Annotated in this window: 13 protein-coding genes; 7 read left to right on the top strand and 6 right to left on the bottom strand. The window is 71.9% G+C overall.

Annotated elements, in window-relative coordinates:
• Positions 1 to 147 precede the first annotated feature (147 nt).
• From ACH4XV_RS04265 to ACH4XV_RS04250, 4 genes are all read right to left on the bottom strand, one after another.
• Complete coding sequence (locus ACH4XV_RS04265; RefSeq protein WP_395786722.1) at positions 148 to 660, bottom strand: group III truncated hemoglobin; 513 nt, start codon at positions 658 to 660, stop codon at positions 148 to 150.
• A 199-nt stretch (positions 661 to 859) separates the two neighbouring features.
• Positions 860 to 2,650: a glycosyl hydrolase family 18 protein gene (locus ACH4XV_RS04260; RefSeq protein WP_395787053.1), complete on the bottom strand. Its 1,791-nt coding sequence runs from the start codon at positions 2,648 to 2,650 to the stop codon at positions 860 to 862.
• A 309-nt stretch (positions 2,651 to 2,959) separates the two neighbouring features.
• Complete coding sequence (locus ACH4XV_RS04255) at positions 2,960 to 3,580, bottom strand: hypothetical protein (protein WP_379997349.1); 621 nt, start codon at positions 3,578 to 3,580, stop codon at positions 2,960 to 2,962.
• Between the two features lie 46 nt (positions 3,581 to 3,626).
• Positions 3,627 to 3,755, bottom strand: a complete 129-nt coding sequence (locus tag ACH4XV_RS04250; protein WP_395786721.1) for a hypothetical protein — start codon at positions 3,753 to 3,755, stop codon at positions 3,627 to 3,629.
• A 376-nt stretch (positions 3,756 to 4,131) separates the two neighbouring features.
• Here ACH4XV_RS04250 and ACH4XV_RS04245 point away from each other — a divergent pair, with 376 nt between their 5' ends.
• From ACH4XV_RS04245 to ACH4XV_RS04215, 7 genes are all read left to right on the top strand, one after another.
• Positions 4,132 to 5,112 carry an NAD(P)/FAD-dependent oxidoreductase gene (locus tag ACH4XV_RS04245; protein WP_395786720.1) on the top strand — a complete coding sequence of 327 codons (981 nt, stop codon included), beginning with the start codon at positions 4,132 to 4,134 and terminating at the stop codon, positions 5,110 to 5,112.
• Between the two features lie 608 nt (positions 5,113 to 5,720).
• Complete coding sequence (locus tag ACH4XV_RS04240; protein ID WP_395786719.1) at positions 5,721 to 7,373, top strand: ABC transporter substrate-binding protein; 1,653 nt, start codon at positions 5,721 to 5,723, stop codon at positions 7,371 to 7,373.
• Positions 7,373 to 8,305, top strand: a complete 933-nt coding sequence (locus ACH4XV_RS04235) for an ABC transporter permease (RefSeq protein ID WP_395786718.1) — start codon at positions 7,373 to 7,375, stop codon at positions 8,303 to 8,305. The genes ACH4XV_RS04240 and ACH4XV_RS04235 overlap by 1 nt, the downstream gene beginning before the upstream one ends.
• Positions 8,302 to 9,168, top strand: a complete 867-nt coding sequence (locus tag ACH4XV_RS04230) for an ABC transporter permease (RefSeq protein ID WP_395786717.1) — start codon at positions 8,302 to 8,304, stop codon at positions 9,166 to 9,168. The genes ACH4XV_RS04235 and ACH4XV_RS04230 overlap by 4 nt, the downstream gene beginning before the upstream one ends.
• A 119-nt stretch (positions 9,169 to 9,287) precedes the next feature.
• Positions 9,288 to 10,976: a dipeptide ABC transporter ATP-binding protein gene (locus ACH4XV_RS04225; protein WP_395786716.1), complete on the top strand. Its 1,689-nt coding sequence runs from the start codon at positions 9,288 to 9,290 to the stop codon at positions 10,974 to 10,976.
• Positions 10,973 to 12,061 carry an LLM class flavin-dependent oxidoreductase gene (locus ACH4XV_RS04220; protein WP_395786715.1) on the top strand — a complete coding sequence of 363 codons (1,089 nt, stop codon included), beginning with the start codon at positions 10,973 to 10,975 and terminating at the stop codon, positions 12,059 to 12,061. Before ACH4XV_RS04225 ends, ACH4XV_RS04220 begins: the two co-directional genes overlap by 4 nt.
• A 278-nt stretch (positions 12,062 to 12,339) precedes the next feature.
• The gene (locus ACH4XV_RS04215) at positions 12,340 to 13,284 is read left to right on the top strand and encodes a glutathione S-transferase C-terminal domain-containing protein (protein WP_379997365.1); all 945 of its coding nucleotides are present in this window, start codon (positions 12,340 to 12,342) and stop codon (positions 13,282 to 13,284) included.
• A 39-nt stretch (positions 13,285 to 13,323) separates the two neighbouring features.
• Here ACH4XV_RS04215 and ACH4XV_RS04210 read toward each other — a convergent pair whose 3' ends face one another.
• Positions 13,324 to 14,718, bottom strand: a complete 1,395-nt coding sequence (locus ACH4XV_RS04210; protein WP_395786714.1) for an NtaA/DmoA family FMN-dependent monooxygenase — start codon at positions 14,716 to 14,718, stop codon at positions 13,324 to 13,326.
• 11 nt (positions 14,719 to 14,729) lie between these two features.
• The gene (locus ACH4XV_RS04205; protein ID WP_395786713.1) at positions 14,730 to 15,857 is read right to left on the bottom strand and encodes an LLM class flavin-dependent oxidoreductase; all 1,128 of its coding nucleotides are present in this window, start codon (positions 15,855 to 15,857) and stop codon (positions 14,730 to 14,732) included.
• Between the last annotated feature and the right edge of the window lie 42 nt (positions 15,858 to 15,899).

The following is a 15,899-nucleotide window of genomic DNA, read 5'->3' as shown; positions in this document are numbered from 1 at the left end:
GGCCGGGCTCCGGCCCGGGTGCGCTCCAGCGCCGGACGGGCTGAGATCGCTTCGAGAGCCGGGCCGCGCCCCGCCTGTCCTCAAACGCCGGACAGACTGCATGAGGCCCGCGTCGCCTGCTGGGCCGGGCTCCGGCTCGGGTGTCCCTCAAACGCCGGACGCGCTGCGTGGGGTCGGGTCGGCTGCCGGGTTGGGGGGTGGGCGGCGTAGGTGGAGGGTGCTCAGTGGGATGAAGCCGGTCCTGGGGTGCTTGGGCGGCGTGGTGGGGGTGGGTAGGTGGCGGAGCATGGATTGGGCTATGCGCTCGGCTTGGGATTTTGCTCGTTGTGCTCGGGTGCCTGTGTGGGCGCCGTCTACCGCTGCGTGCCACAGCTGGAGCCAGCGGCCGAAGTGGTGGGCCGTGAGGGGGGCGGTCTCGTGGAGGGTGCGGTGGATGGCCAGTGGGTCGCCTCGGTAGTCGGCGCCGCGTAGCAGGGCTCGGTCCCAGAAGTCGGTGATTCGTGGGAGGTGTTCCTCGAGGGTGGTGCCGGCGATCTCGGTGAAGTGGGGGCCGATGACCGGGTCGGCGAAGGCGGCCCCGTAGAAACGGCGCAGGAGGGTTTCCAGGTCGGCGCGGGTCTCGATGTCCGCGCGGGGCGTGCCGAGGGGTGCGGGTTTCACTCGGCCAGCGTAGGTGGACGGGCCGCGCGGGCGAGGTCCTGGGACCTCGCCCGCGCGGTTTGTGCCGAACCCGTCGTCCGCGCCGGTGGACGACGGGCCCGCTGGGGGGTGTCGTGACCGGGCACCCCGGTGGGCCCGGTCACGACCGTGCGGTCACGAAGCGGTGAAGGCGGCCGCGTTCGTGGCCGCGCCTTCGGGGCTAGCCCAGGCCGTTGTGGATCGCGGCCGCGAGTTCGCCGTTGGTGGTGTCACCGCTGAACTCCCAGAAGAAGGCGCCGCGCAGGTTCTGCGCCTTGGCCCAGTGCATCTTGGAGGCGACGGTGGCCGGGGTGTCGTAGCTCCACCAGTTGCTGCCGCACTTGGCGTAGGCGGTGCCGGCTACGAGGCCGGTGGTGGGGCAGCTGCTCTTGAGCACCTTGTAGTCCTCGATGCCGGCCTCGTAGGTGCCCGGGGCGGCGCCGGTGGCGGTGCCGCCGGGCGTGTCCTGGGTGACGCCGGTCCAGCCGCGGCCGTAGAAGCCGATGCCGAGGAGCAGCTTGTTCGCCGGTACGCCCTTGGTCTTGAGCTTGGCGATGGCGTCCGAGGAGTTGAAGCCGTCCTTGGGGATGCCGGTGTACGAGGTCAGCGGCGAGTGGGGGGCGGTGGGGCCCTTGGCGTCCCAGGCGCCGAAGAAGTCGTACGTCATCACGTTGTACCAGTCGACGGACGCGGAGGCGCCGCCGTAGTCGGCCGCGTCGATCTTGCCGGCCGAGGAGGCGTCGGCGGTGATCGCCGCGGTGACGAGGTTGTTGGCACCGAACTTGGCGCGGGTGGCCGCGAGCAGCGTCTTGATCGACGCGGCGCCGCTGGTGTCGCAGGTCAGGCCGCACGCGTTGGGGTATTCCCAGTCGAGGTCGATGCCGTCGAACACGTCGGCCCAGCGCGGGTCCTCGACCAGGTTGTAGCAGGACTCGGCGAACGCGGCGGGGTTGGCCGCGGCCTGGCCGAAGCCGCCGGACCAGGTCCAGCCGCCGAAGGACCACAGGACCTTGATGTTGGGGTACTTGGCCTTGAGCTGGCGCAGCTGGTTGAAGTTGCCGCGCAGCGGCTGCTCCCAGTTGTCGGCGACGCCGCTGACGCTTTGGTCGGCCGTGAACGCCTTGTCGTAGTCGGCGTAGGAGTCGCCGATGGTGCACTTGCCGCCCTGGACGTTGCCGAAGGCGTAGTTGATGTGGGTGATCTTGGCGGCCGAGCCGGACGTGACGATGTTCTTCACGTTGTAGTTGCGGCCGTAGATGCCCCAGTTGGTGAAGTAGCCGAGCTTGACCGCGTTGCCGCCGCCGGGGTTTCCGCCGCCGGTGGTGTGCACGGTGACCGGGGCGCTGGCCGGGCCGGTCTGGTCGGCGTTGTCGCGGGCGACGACGGTGTAGGTGTAGTCGGTGCCCGCGGCGAGGCCGCCGTCGGTGTAGGTGGTCGTGGCGACGGTGGCGACCTTGGTGCCGCCGCGCAGCACGTCGTAGTTCTTGACGCCGTGGTCGTCGGTCGCCGCGGTCCAGGTGAGCGTGGCGCCGTTGTCACCGACGTTGCTCGCCACGGGCGTTCCGGGTGCCGATGGCGGGTTGTCGCCGGGGTTCGTGGGTCCCCCGTCGCAGGAGGCACCGTTGATCTTGCAGCCCGTGGGGTTGCCGGGGCCGGTGCCGTTGAAGCCGAAGGTCACCGAGGCGCCGGGGGCGACGGTGCCGTTCCAGCCGACGTTCTTGGCGCTGTAGTGGTCGCCGGTGCGCGTGACGGTGGCGTCCCAGGACGAGCCGACGGCGGTGCCGGCGGGGAAGTCCCATTCCAGGGTCCACGAGCTGATCGCGGCGGTTCCGGTGTTCTTGACGGTCCAGCTTCCGCCGAAGCCGGAGCCCCAGTCGGAGGTCTTGACGAATGTCGCGGTGGTGCCGGCGGCCTGTGCGGGGGACGCGAGGCCGACCATTGCCGCGAGGGGAAGCAGCAGGGCGCTCATCATGGCGACGAGAGTGCGCCGGGACAAGGTGGTGCGTTGTTTGGTTCCTGTGCTCAAGGGTGCTCCTCGAGTGGGGCCAGACATGCGGGGACGTGCACCAGCCGGTGGGGAAACGATTCGACCACCACCCCACCGGGGTTCCCGTGAGCGTAGGAAAGGTCTGGACCAGAGGTCAATGGTCTGTACCAAAATGGTCTGGACCAACCGTCGCGCCCGGCGCCGAAAACGCCGCACGCGGGCCCCGAAGGACCCGCGTGAGCTGGGGTTTCGACGAACTTGCCGGAATTTTCGGGCAGTTGCTCCGGTACGAAGTCAGCGACGGGCCGGCGCGTACGGCGCGCCGGGAGCCGGCGCGGTGCCGTCCACGGCAGCCCGCCAGCGGTCGTGCAGCCACATCTGGGTGCGCCGTCGGGCGGCCCGCTCGTCCCACTGCACGTCGCGCTCATAGGTGAGCACGGACAGGTCCCCCGCGAGCACCGCCCACGTGTAGAGCCCGTTGATGTGACGCGCGTTGACCCTCATTCCGCTCACCGAACCGGCCCGACCGGAGGCGGTGGCGATGGTCTCGTCGTGCTGGGCGACCCACTGCACGGTCAGCCCCTCGGCGTGCAGCGGATCGACGTGGTGCCAAAACGCCTCGGCGGCGGCGTGCGCCTCCTCGGTGCCGGGCAGCGGCCCCGGGCGCGGGCCGTCCAGCCGGGTCCAGCCCAGCAGGGTGCCGTCGGCGCGGTCGACCACCACGCTGGCGTGCGCGCCGCCGGGGCGCGGATCGCCGGCGGGTTGGTGGCGCAGGACCACGACGGGGCGCTCGTCGTGCCACGCGTAGTCGAGCGCGGTGAGTATCCAGGTGCGGGGTATCGACAGTCGGCACTTCGCCAGCAGAGCGGCGACGGCGGTGGTGACGTCGGAGTCCCTGCCGGGGAACAGGGTCATGGTGCGTCCTCGCGGTCGTGCGGGATTCGAACGGGCTCGAAGCGGATCAGGTCGGTGCGGCCGCCTCGCCACCGGGGCGCGGCGCCGCGAACTCGCGTACCGGATCGGGACCGAGCCGCCGGCAGGCGACCTCGATCACGCCGCGGTGCGCGGGCGCCGCCAGTTTGCCGCACACACGTTCGCCTTCTCCCGTGAGGGTGAGTCGACCGGGCGCGGCACGGGCGGGCGGTGCGGTCGCGGGGCTAACCCGGGGCGGGCCGTGGCGCCGAGGCCGGGCGCGACCGTGGTCCGCGCCCATCGCGATCGGCGCCGAAGCGCCGATCGTCGCGGCGGCGCGCAGGAGAACTCCATGGACGGGACCCTAACGATCGGCGAGCCGGATGAGAACAAGTTCCATGCTTTCCATACGGCCACGTATGGACTTTTGCCCACCGTTGGGCTACCTCGCGTGCGGTTGGTGCTTCCGTTCGTGTGACGCGGGGCACGAACTCGGAGAAGACCGTGTGTCCTTGGGCTAGTGTCCGGGCAACCCCGCTCGGGAAGGAGCGCGTGTGTCCACCACCGTCGACACCGATCTGCTCGTCGTCGGCGCGGGCCCGACGGGCCTGTACGCCGCCTACTACGCGGGATTCCGGGGCCTGCGCACCGCGCTCGTCGACTCGCTGCCCGAACCCGGCGGCCAGATCTCCGCGATGTACCCGGAGAAGATGATCTACGACGTCGCGGGCTTCCCCGCGATCAAGGGCCAGGACCTGGTCGACGCGCTGGTCGAGCAGGCCGCCCCGTTCGAGCCGAACTACCTTCTCGGGCACCGCGCCGAGCAGTTGGCGCAGGACGAGGACGGCGTCACGATCACCTGCGCGAGCGGCCTGGTGGTACGCACCAAGGTGGTGTTGATCAGCGGCGGCATCGGCACCTTCAGTCCGCGCCCGCTGCCGGCGGCCGACGCGTTCACCGGCGAGGGCGTGCGCTACTTCGTGCCGCGCCTGGCCGATCTGGCCGGACTGGACGTGTTGATCGTGGGTGGCGGCGACTCGGCGTTCGACTGGGCGACCAGCCTGGAGCCGATCGCCAAGTCCATCACCCTGGTCCACCGGCGGGACAAGTTCCGCGCGCACGAGCACACCGTGCGACGGGTGTTGGCCTCCACCACCGAGGTGATCACCTCCGCCGAGGTCACCGCGCTGCACGGCAACGGGCAGGTGCGGGCGGCGGATGTGGTCGGCAAGCTCGACGGCGCGGTACGCACGCTGCCGGTCCAGGCGGTGGTGGCCGCGCTCGGCTTCGTCGCGGACCTGGGGCCGATGACCCACTGGGGCCTGGAGCAGCGCAAGCGGCACATCGTGGTGAACCAGGCGATGCGCACCAACCTGGAGCGGGTGTTCGCCGCCGGGGACATCGTCGACTACGACGGCAAGGTCAAGCTGATCGCCACCGGCTTCGGCGAGGCGGCCACCGCGGTCAACAACGCGATGACCGTGATCGATCCCTCGGCGCACGTCTTCCCGGGCCACTCCTCCGACGTCCCGTAGGCCGGCCGGCGGGCCGCGCGGTCGACCGCGCCGATCGGTCCACCCGCGTCGGTGATATCGCCGGCGCCGCGGCCGCGGGTATTGCCGCCCGATGCGGGTTTTCGTACCCCCGCCACCGAAAAGCGGAATTACCACTTGTTGTCGCCACTACGGACTCGATAGGCTCTCGCCGGTACGGATATCGATCCATTTTTGTCGAAGGACGTCATGACGCTCGTGGTGCCGGTCACCGCCTCCACCCCCGGGGTCTCCTCGCGGCGTGTCGAGGCCGTCGCGCCCCGCGGCGCGGCCGTGCACCGCCCGCGAACTCCCCTGTGCACGCGCAGGCATGTCGACTTCGGCCGGGTCCACAGCTCGGTCTGTCGAGCCCGCTGACCGCCGCGGACCGGACCGCTCCGCCGCCGGACCCCCCTCGTCGATCCCGCCGATCCCGGTGATCGTGGGGCGTCCGCCCGCCGTTCCACATTCCTCCCCTCGATTCGCCGCGTCCCGCGCCGGCCCGATTTCCGTCGGGATTCGCACGGCGCCGTGCGCGCGTGAATCGATGGATATCGCCTGCCCGAAATCACGCGCGCCGCCGCGTGAATTCGTCCTGCCCGGAGATATACATGCGCCTTTCCCGATTCGCCGCCGATCCCGCCTCCCCCGCCTTCCGAAGACTGCGCCGCGCCGCCGGATCCGGCGCCGCCGCGACCGCCGCCCTGGCCCTGGTCGCCGCCTGCAACGGCGCCGGCGGCCCGGCGGCGAACTCCGCCGAGGTCGGCCCGCCGAAGGCCGGCGGCACGCTCACCTTCGCCCTGGCCGCCGACCCCACGTGCCTGGACCCGCAGCAGTTCGGCACCAACGCGAGCCTGAACGTGGGCCGCCAACTCGTCGACTCGCTGACCGACCAGGACGGGCGCACCGGCGAGATCAAGCCGTGGCTGGCCACCTCGTGGGAGGTGAACCCGCAGGCCACCGCGTTCACCTTCCACCTGCGCCCGGGGGTGACCTTCGCCGACGGCGCCCCGCTGGACGCCGCGGCGGTCAAGGCCAACCTGGACGCGGTGCTCGCGCTGGGCGCCAAGGCCACCGTGGCGAGCAGCTACCTCGCCGGCTACCGGGGCACCGCGGTGCTCGACCCGACCACCGTGCGGGTCGAATTCGCCGCGCCCAGCGCCCAGTTCCTCCAGGCCACCTCGACCATGTCGCTGGGCCTCCTCTCCCCCGCCACCCTCGCCAAGACCCCCGAACAGCGCTGCCAGGGCGACCTGGTCGGCTCGGGCCCGTTCACGCTGCGCTCGTACAAGCCGAACCAGAGCGTGGAGTTGGCCAAGCGCGCCGGGTACGGCTGGGGCTCGTCGCTGTTCGCCCACCCGGGCGAGGCGTACCTGGATCGGCTGGTGTTCAAGATCGTGCCCGAGTCCGGGGTGCGCGCCGGCAGCCTGGAGTCCGGTCAGGTGGACGCGATCAGCGACGTACAGCCGCAGGACGAGGCCCGCTTCGCCGCCGGCTACACCGTGTTGACCCGGCCGAACCCGGGCGTGGTGTTCGTCCTCCAGGCCAACGTCTCGCGCCCGATCCTGGGCGAGGACGCGGTCCGGCGGGCCATCGCCAAGGCGGTGGACCGGCCCGAGGTGGCGCAGACCGTGCTGACCCCGAAGTACAAGGCGGCCACCTCGCCGCTGGCCTCGGTCACGCCCGGCTACGTCGACCTGTCCGCGCAGCTGGGATACGACCCCGAGGGGGCGAAGCGGCTCTTGGAGGAGGCCGGTTGGCGGGCCGGCTCGGACGGCGTCCGGGTCAAGGACGGGCGCCGGCTGAGCGTGGACGTGATCTTCGCGCCGCTGTTCAACGCCAGTCAGTCCGTCCTGGAGCTGGTCCAGCAGCAGTTGCGCCGGGTCGGGGTGGACCTGCGGCTGCGCAAACTGGCCGCCGGTGAGCAGAACCAGGTGCAGAACGCGGGCGACTACGACTTCGCCTACTACAACGTCACCCGCTCCGATCCGGACATCCTGCGCACCCTGTTCGGCACCAGGACGGTGAACCGGCTCCGGATCCCCTCCGGCGACCTGGACACCGTGCTCGACGACCAGGCGCAGAACCTCGACCCTGCGCAGCGCTTCGCGAAGGTCGCCGAGGCGCAGCGCATCGTCACCGATCGGGCCTATGTGGTGCCGCTGTTCGAGCTGGCGCAGGTGCACGGGCTCGGTCCGAAGGTGCACGGGCTGACCTTCGAGGCGTCCTCGCGCCTGCAGTTCCACGACACGTGGGTGGGCTGATGCGCGGATATCTGCTGCGCCGGTTGTTGCAGGCGGTGGTGGTGTTGTGGGCGGCGTTCACCGTCTCGTTCGTGGTGTTGTATCTGCTGCCCGGGGATTCGTTGTCGATCAGGCTGGGCGGCTTGGAGGGCACCGCGACACAGGCGCAGATCGACGCGGTGCGGGCCGAGTACGGCCTGGACGACCCGCTGTATGTGCAGTACGCGCACGCCCTGGGTGACGCGCTGGGCGGGGATCTGGGGCGGTCGGCGCAGACGGGGGCGCCGGTGGTGCGCACGATCGCCGACGCGCTGCCGCAGACGTTGGCGCTGACCGGGTGCGCGATGGTGTTGGCGGTGCTCGGCGGTGGGGCGGTGGCGCTGGCGGCCACGTTCACCCGGGTGCGGGCGCTGCGTCAGGTGTTGTTGTCGTTGCCCGCGATCGGGATCTCGATGCCGGGCTTTTGGGTGGGTCTGCTGCTGGTCCAGGTGGTGTCGTTCCAGTGGGGGCTGCTGCCGGCGATGGGCAACGAGGGGTTCGAGAGCCTGGTGCTGCCGGCGATCACCATGGCGCTGCCGGCGGGCGCGATGATCGCGCAGGTGTTGGCGAAGAGCCTGACCACCGCGTTGGCCGAGCCGTATGTGGAGACCGCGCGGGCCAAGGGGGCGGGCCGGGTGCGGATCCATCTGCGGCACGCGCTGCGCAACGCGTCGTTGCCGGCGCTGACCCTGGCGGCGGTGGTGGCGGGGAATTTGCTGATGGAGTCGGTGGTGGTGGAGACGGTGTTCTCCCGGGCCGGCGTGGGCCGGTTGACGGCGGCGGCGGTGGATACCCAGGACCTGGCGGTGGTGCAGGGCGTGGTGTTGCTGGCGGCGGTGGTGTTCGTGGTGGTCGCGCTGGTGGTGGATCTGCTGTATCCGCTGCTGGATCCGCGGGTGGGGAGGACGGTGTGACGACGGCGACCGGGTTCGGTGCGCGGGTGGGGCCCGCGGCGCGTGGGCATGCGTGGTTCGTGGTGCGCCGGCCCGGGTTGTTGCTCTCGCTGGTGGTGCTGGCGCTGGTGCTGCTCGCGGCGCTGGTCCCGACGCTGTTCGCGGACGGGGATCCCCTGGTGGGTACGCCGCGCGAGCGGTTGCAGGGGCCGAGCGCGGCGCACCTGTTCGGTACCGATCAGCTCGGGCGGGACCTGTTCACCCGGGTCGTGCACGGCAGTTCGCTCTCGCTGCGGGCGACGGCGGTCGCGGTGGCGGTGGCCCTGGTGGTCGGCGGGGGGCTCGGCCTGGTGGCCGGGTTCGTCGGCGGGTGGTTGGACGCGGTGTTGATGCGCACGGTGGACGTGGTGCAGGCGATTCCGCGGCTGTTGTTGTCGCTGGCGCTGGTGAGCGCGCTGGGTTTCGGCACCACGAAGGTGGCGATCGCGGTGGGGGTGGCCAGTGTCGCGTCCTTCGCCCGGGTGATGCGCGCCGAGGTGTTGCGGGTGCGTTCGTCGGTGTATGTGGAGGCGGCGCGGGCGAGCGGGGTGCGGTCGGGGGCCATCCTGGCGCGGCATGTGTTGCCGAACGCTTCCGGGCCGGTGTTCGTGCTGGCGGCGTTGGAGTTCGGGGTGGCGATCCTGTCCGTGTCGGCGCTGAGTTTCCTGGGGTTCGGCGCGCCGCCGCCGACGCCGGAGTGGGGCGTGTTGATCTCCGACGGGCGCGGGTTCGTGGCCACGGCGTGGTGGTTGACCACATTTCCCGGGCTGGTGATCGCGGCGACGGTGTTGTCGGCGAACCGCGTCTCGCGGGCCCTGGACGGAGAGCGGAGGCGGGAGCGATGAGCGGCGGCTTGGTACGCGGTGGGCGGGCTCGACGGGTGGAGGGGGCGGTGGGGAGTGCCCCGGGGGTTGCGGTGTCGGCGCGTCTGCCGGGGGCGCCGGGTGTGCCGGACGCTTCGGGCGTGCCCGGGGCGTCGGGCGCCTCGGATGCGCCCGCTGTGGCCGCGACCGAGGTGCCGTTGCTGGATGTTCGTGGGTTGCGGGTGTCGTATCGCACCTCGCATGGGTCGGTGGACGCGGTGACCGCCGCCGATGTGAGCGTGTTGCCGGGCGAAGTGGTGGCGGTGGTCGGCGAGTCGGGGTCGGGCAAGAGCACCACGGCGCACGCGATCGTGGGGCTGCTGCCGGCGGGCGGACGGGTCGGCGCGGGGCGCGTGTTGTTCGAGGACCGGGACCTGCTGGGGTTGCGCGAGCGGGACCTGCGTGCGGTGCGCGGCCGTTCGATCGGGCTGATCCCGCAGGACCCGATGGTTTCGCTCAATCCGGTGCGGCGGGTCGGCGACCAGGTCGCCGAGGCGCTCATCGTGCACGGGTTGGCGAGCGGGAAGGAGGCCGCCGAGCGGGCGGTGGCCGCGCTCGACGAGGCGGGTCTGCCGGAACCGGCTTTGCGTGCGCGGCAGTTCCCGCACGAGTTGTCCGGGGGCATGTGCCAGCGGGTGTTGATCGCCATCGCGCTGGCGTGCCGGCCGAAGCTGGTGATCGCCGACGAGCCGACCAGTGCGCTCGATGTCACCGTGCAGCGGCGCATCCTGGACCACATCGAGGAGCTGACCCACGCGCACGGCACCGCGATGTTGTTGATCACGCACGATCTGGGGGTGGCGGCCGACCGGGCCCGGCGGGTGGTGGTGATGTCGCGCGGGGAGGTGGTCGAGCAGGGACCGGCGGAGCGGGTCCTGTCCGACCCCGAACACCCGTACACCCGGCGGTTGATCGCCGCCGCGCCCAGTTTGACCCGGCGGCGGGCCCGGCCGAGTCCGGTCCGCGATCCGGTGCCGCGGACCGAGCCGCTGTTGACCGTGACCGGGCTGGTCAAGGAGTTCGCGCTGCCGCGGACCAAGGAGGGGCCGCGCACGGTGCGCGCGGTGGACGACGTCTCGTTCACCGTGCGGCGCGGCGAGACGTTCGCGCTGGTCGGCGAGTCGGGCTCGGGCAAGTCGACCACGGTGCGGATGATCCTGGGTCTGGAGACGCCCTCCGAGGGCCGCGTGCTGATCGAGGGCCGGGACGTCACCCGGCCCGGGCGCGGCGAGGCACGGGCGCTGCGCCGGCGTATGCAGTTGGTGTATCAGAACCCGTACGCGTCGCTGGATCCGCGCTTCACCGTGTCCGAGATCGTCGAGGAGCCGCTGCGCGCCTATCGGGTCGGCACTCGGGCGCAGCAGCGGGCCCGGGCGGCGGCGCTGATCGATCAGGTGGCGCTGCCGGCGGACGTGTTGCGCCGCAAACCGGCGGAGTTGTCGGGTGGACAGCGGCAACGGGTGGCGATCGCAAGGGCGTTGGCGCTGGAGCCCGATCTGGTGGTGTGCGACGAGCCGGTTTCCGCGCTGGACGTGTCCGTCCAGGCGCAGATCCTGGATCTGCTCGCCCGGCTCCGGGAGGAGTTGGGGGTGAGCTATCTGTTCATCTCGCACGACTTGGCCGTGGTGCGGCAGATCGCCGACCGGGTGGGTGTGCTGCGCGCGGGTCGGCTGGTCGAGAAGGGCACCTGCGAACAGGTGTTGGCGGCGCCGACGCATCCGTATACGCGCGAGTTGATCGCGGCCATTCCCGGGCGGCGGCGCCCGCGACCGTTGGGGGCGGTGTCATGAAGTTCGCGGTGTTCACGCTGGGGGCCAACGCACCGCATCCGCTCACCGGCGAACAGGCGCCGGCGCACGAGCGGTTGCGGGATGTGGTGGAGAGCGCGGCGCTGGCGGAGGAGTTGGGGTTCGACGGGTTCGGGGTGGGCGAGCGGCACGGCGAGCCGTTCCTGTCCTCGGCACCGCCGGTGATCCTGGCGGCGGTGGCGCAACGCACCTCGCGGATCCGGCTGTTGACCACATTGACCGTGATCAGTGTGCTGGATCCGGTGCGGGTGGCCGAGGACTACGCGACGGTGGACCAGCTGTCCGAGGGCCGGCTGGATCTGATGGTCGGCAAGGGCAACGACCCTCGGCACTTCCCGCTGTTCGGCCTCGACGAGGCGGATCAGTGGGAGTTGCAGGAGGAGAAGTTCGAGTTGCTGCGGCGGTTGTGGAGCGAGGAGAAGGTGACGTGGTCGGGGCGTTTTCGCACCCCCCTGCACGAGGTCACCACCCAGCCGCGCCCGTTCCCGCGTGCGGACGGGCGGGCGCCGGTGATCTGGCACGGGAGCGCGACCAGCCGGGCGTCCACGGAGTTGGCCGCGAAGTGGGGGGATCCGCTGTTCACCGCGAACGGGTTCCATCCGATGGCCAAGTACGCGGATCTGATCGACCACTATCGCGAGCGCTGGGCGGCGTACGGGCACGATCCGGCGGACGCGGTGGTCGGTTCGGGTGCGGGCGGCTGCTATGTGGCGCCGACCTCGCAGGAGGCGTTGGCGCGATATCGCCCGTACTACGACGCGTTCGCGAAGTCGGCGGCGGCGCAGCACAATCGTTCGCCGTTCACGTCGCTGGAGGACAACGTCGCCAACGGCCCGGCGCTGGTGGGCAGTCCGGCGCAGATCGTGGACAAGATCGGTCGCTACCACGCCGCGTACGGACACCAGGTGCAGGCGATCGGGACGGAGGGGCTGGATCGGGCGGAACGGCGGGCGGTGTTGGAGCTGTTCGCGGACGAGGTGGCGCCGCAGTTGCGTCGTGCGTTGCCCTCGCGGGTGTGGGAGGGGACGGGATCGGCGGGTTCGGGAATCGGCGCCGGGGATCGGTGAAGGCCCTTGCGGGGGCGGTCCACAGCGCGAATAATCCGAGCCATGGACGGCTGCGTGTGTCACGCGGGCCCCCGCCCGGTTCTGCCGAGGGCGCGGGTCCTGATCGCCGTTCACCTGTTGATCCGCCGCCACATCGACTTCCTGCGCGTGTGCAGCGCGAGTTGTCGCGCGGTCTGAGTTTCACGCCACCGGTCCGCCCGGATTTCGGGCTGGGGCCGCGCCGTGCCGTGCCGTCTCGACCGTTGCCACACTCAACGACCCGCGCGAGGGAGACCCGTATGTCCACGACATCCCCGAAGGCCGCCGGACCGATCGACTTCCGCACCCACGGGCGCTACCGTGCCCGCCACTCCGGGTCGCCGCTGCCGGGCCTGGAGACCATCCGCCCGCCGATGCAGCGCTTCCGCGGCCGGATCGGCGCCGGGTTCCGCGCCGAGCCGTACCGCTTCCACCTGTACCTGTGCCTGGCCTGCCCGAAGTCGCTGCGGGTGGCGATCACCCGGGACCTGAAGGGCCTGGGCGACGTGGTGGGCACGTCGCTGGTGGACCCGGTCCGCGACGGGCGCGGCTGGGCGTTTCGCGACGGGGACGGCCACGGGCTCGACCCGGTCGGCGGGTTCGCGTTCCTGCGTGAGGCGTACGAGGCGACCGAGTACCACTACGACGGGCCGGTGAGTGTACCGGTGTTGTGGGACCGGTGGAGCGGACGCATCGTCAGCAACCACGCGCCGCACGTGCTGCGCGACCTGGCCACCGCGTTCGGGGGCGGGCCGGATCTGTATCCGGCCGATCGGCGCGAGGAACTGTGCGCGCTGGACACCCTGTTCGAGGAGGACGTCACCGACGCGGCGCAGCGGGCCGGGCGGGCGCCGGCCGGGTCGCGGCGGGCGGAGGCGATGGACACCGTGCTGGCCACCCTGGCGGTGGCCGAACGGCGGCTCGCGGTGCGGCCGTTCCTGCTGGGCGATCGGCTGACCTCGGCGGACGTACACCTGTGGGTCACGCTCGTGCACCTGGACGCGGTGCACAAGCGGCACTTGGACGCCGCGGACGTGCACCGGCTCGCGGCGCACCCGCATCTGTGGGCGTACGCGCGGCGGTTGAACCTGATCCCGGCGTTCCGCGACAACCTGCGCCTGGACCACATCGCCCGAAACCACCGGAGCCACTGTCGTGGCCCGGCGGCTTCGGGGGTATCGATCGCGCTCAACGACTGGAGCTGAGTCGGCGGGGGCGGTGGGGCCTCGGTGTCGGGCCGGGGCTCACACCGCCACGTCGTCGTGGCGGTGGGTGCCGGCCGCCTGGCCGGGGGCGGGCAGGTTCAGGTGTTCGCGCAGGGTGGTGCCCTCGTATTCGGCGCGGAAGACGCCGCGCTCCTGGAGGATGGGCACCACCTGGTCGACGAAGTCGTCGAGGCCGGTCGGGGTCAGGTGCGGTACGAGGATGAAGCCGTCGCTCGCGCCGTCGCGCACGTGCACCTCCATCCGGTCCGCGATGTGCTCGGCGGTGCCGATGAACGTCTGGTGCGCGGCGACCTCGATCACCACCTCGCGCAGGCTCAAGCCGCCCTTGGCCGCCGCGAGTTCGCGCCAGGCGCGGGCGGTCTCCAGCGGGTCGGTGCCGGAGCGGACCCGGCCGCGGCTGATCGAGGCGGCGTCGGCGACGGGGTCGAAGTCCGGGAGCGGGCCGTCGGGGTCCAGGTCGGACAGGTCGCGGCCCCAGACCTGTTCGGCGCTGTGGATCGCGTTGCGCGGGCTGACCTGTTGCCGGCGGATCCAGGCGGCCTTCTCCTGGGCCTCCTCGGTGGTGGCGCCGACGACGGCGGTCACCGCGGGCAGGATCCTGAGCTCGTCGGGACCGCGCCCATGTCGCGCGGCGCGGCCCTTCATGTCGGCGTAGAAGGCGCGTCCCGCGTCGTAGTGGCCGTGCCGGGAGAAGATCACGTCGGCGTACGCGGCGCCGAACTCGCGCCCGTCCTCGGAGTCGCCGGCCTGGATCAGCACCGGCCTGCCCTGCGGACCGCGCGGCACGGTGAATCGGCCCTCGATGGCGAAGTGCCGTCCGTGGTGCGCGAATCGTCCCGCGTCGGGGGTGGCGAACGTGCCCGTGTCGCGGTCGGCGAGGTGTGCGTCGGGGGCCCAGCTGTCCCACAGGGTGCGGGCGGCCTCGACGAACTCGGCGGCTCGTTCGTAGCGTTGTTCGCGGGGCAGGAAGCCGCCGCGGCGGAAGTTCTCCCCCGTCCAGGCGTCGGGCGAGGTGACCACGTTCCAGCCGGCACGACCGGCGCTGAGGTGGTCGAGCGAGGCGATCCTGCGGGCCAGTTCGTACGGCTCGTTGTAGGTGGCGGTGGCGGTCGCGGCCAGGCCGATCCGGTCGGTGACCGCGGCCAGGCCCGCCAGTACGGTGAGCGCGTCGGGGCGTCCGGCGACGTCGAGTTCGAGGACGCGGCCCTGGTGTTCGCGCAGCCGCTGGCCCTCGGCGAGGAAGAAGAAGTCGAACCGGCCGCGTTCGGCGGTGCGGGCGAGGTGTTCGAAGGAGTCGAAGTCGATCTGGCTGCCCGAGTGCGGGTCGCTCCAGACGGTGGTGCTGTTCACGCCCGGGAAGTGCGCGGCGAGGTGGATGCGCGTGCGGTGGCGGGGGTGCTGGGAGTGGGGCATGCGTACCCTCCTCAGGTGTGGGCGTAGCGGTTGGCCGGGCGCGGCAGGTCCAGGTGGCCGCGCAGGGTGTCGGCGGTGTAGGCGGTGCGGGCGAGGCCGTGCTCGCGCAGGATCGGGACCAGGTCCTCGACGATGCGGTCCAGGTCGTACGGCAGCACGCCGGGGACGAGCGTGAAGCCGTCGACGGCGTTGCCCGTGTACCAGGCGGCGATGCGGTCGGCGAGCGCCGCGGCGGTGCCGACGAAGGTGAGTCCGTCGGGCACGGGGACGTCCGAGCGCGCGTCCAGCAGGGCGCGTTGCCGGCGGGCCTGGGGTTCGCTTTCGGCCAGGTGCACGGTGATGTCGGCGAGTACGCGTAGTTCGGCGGGGTCGCGGTCGTTGCCCTCGGCGATCGAGTGGGCGCGTTCGCGCAGCCGTCGGGCCTCGTCCGGGCCGGAGGCGTCGACGAACAGCACGTCGGCGAACCGGGCCGCGATCTCCAGCGTGTCCGGGCCGTCGACGGTGATCCCGATCACCGGCCGGCCCTGGGGCGGGCGGGGGGTGATGGAGGGGCCCCGGACGTCGAAGTAGGTGCCCTCGAAGTCGACGTAGTGCAACTTCTCCCGGTCCAGGAAACGGCTGGTGGCCACGTCGCGGATGATCGCGTCGTCCTCCCAGCTGTCCCACAACCGGCCGACGACGTCGGTGAACTCGCCTTGCTCGTCCGTGAGTTCGCCGTCGGGGGCGACGGGTTTGCGGCCGAAGTGGCGGGCCTCGGCGGCGGTGCGCGACGCCTTGGGCCACCAGCCGGCCCGGCCGCGGCTGACATGGTCGAGCGTGGCGATCGCGGTGGAGACGTGGAACGGCTCGGTGTGGGTGGTGGTGGCGGCCGGAATCAGGCCGATCGACGCGGTCGTCGGCGCCACGCGGGCGGCCACGGAGACCGCGTCGAGCCGGCCGGGAAGGCGGGCGGACGGTGGGCCGAGCGAGTCGTCGAGGCGGATGAAGTCGAGCAGGCCGCCTTCGGCGGTACGGGCGAGCGCGACCCAATAGTTCGGGTCGAACAGGTCGGCCGGGCGGGCGTGCGGCGAACGCCACGCGGCGGGGTGGCGACCCGCGCCGTCGAGGGCGACGCCGAGGTGGGGGTGGCCGGTGGTCATGCGAACTCCCTGGGGTGAGGGGCGGATCGGACCGGGCCGGTC

The organism is Embleya sp. NPDC020630, from assembly GCF_044334985.1.
GTDB lineage: Bacteria > Actinomycetota > Actinomycetes > Streptomycetales > Streptomycetaceae > Embleya.
Note: the sequence above shows the minus strand (reverse complement) of the source record. Positions and strands in the feature narration are given on the sequence as shown.

Excerpts from the sequence above, each read along its gene's own strand:
- ACH4XV_RS04260 (WP_395787053.1), bottom strand. The coding sequence starts at position 2,650 with ATGATGAGCGCCCTGCTGCTTCCCCTCGCGGCAATGGTCGGCCTCGCG.
- ACH4XV_RS04255 (WP_379997349.1), bottom strand. The coding sequence starts at position 3,580 with ATGACCCTGTTCCCCGGCAGGGACTCCGACGTCACCACCGCCGTCGCC.
- ACH4XV_RS04240 (WP_395786719.1), top strand. The coding sequence starts at position 5,721 with ATGCGCCTTTCCCGATTCGCCGCCGATCCCGCCTCCCCCGCCTTCCGA.
- ACH4XV_RS04235 (WP_395786718.1), top strand. The coding sequence starts at position 7,373 with ATGCGCGGATATCTGCTGCGCCGGTTGTTGCAGGCGGTGGTGGTGTTG.
- ACH4XV_RS04220 (WP_395786715.1), top strand. The coding sequence starts at position 10,973 with ATGAAGTTCGCGGTGTTCACGCTGGGGGCCAACGCACCGCATCCGCTC.
- ACH4XV_RS04215 (WP_379997365.1), top strand. The coding sequence starts at position 12,340 with ATGTCCACGACATCCCCGAAGGCCGCCGGACCGATCGACTTCCGCACC.
- ACH4XV_RS04210 (WP_395786714.1), bottom strand. The coding sequence starts at position 14,718 with ATGCCCCACTCCCAGCACCCCCGCCACCGCACGCGCATCCACCTCGCC.
- ACH4XV_RS04205 (WP_395786713.1), bottom strand. The coding sequence starts at position 15,857 with ATGACCACCGGCCACCCCCACCTCGGCGTCGCCCTCGACGGCGCGGGT.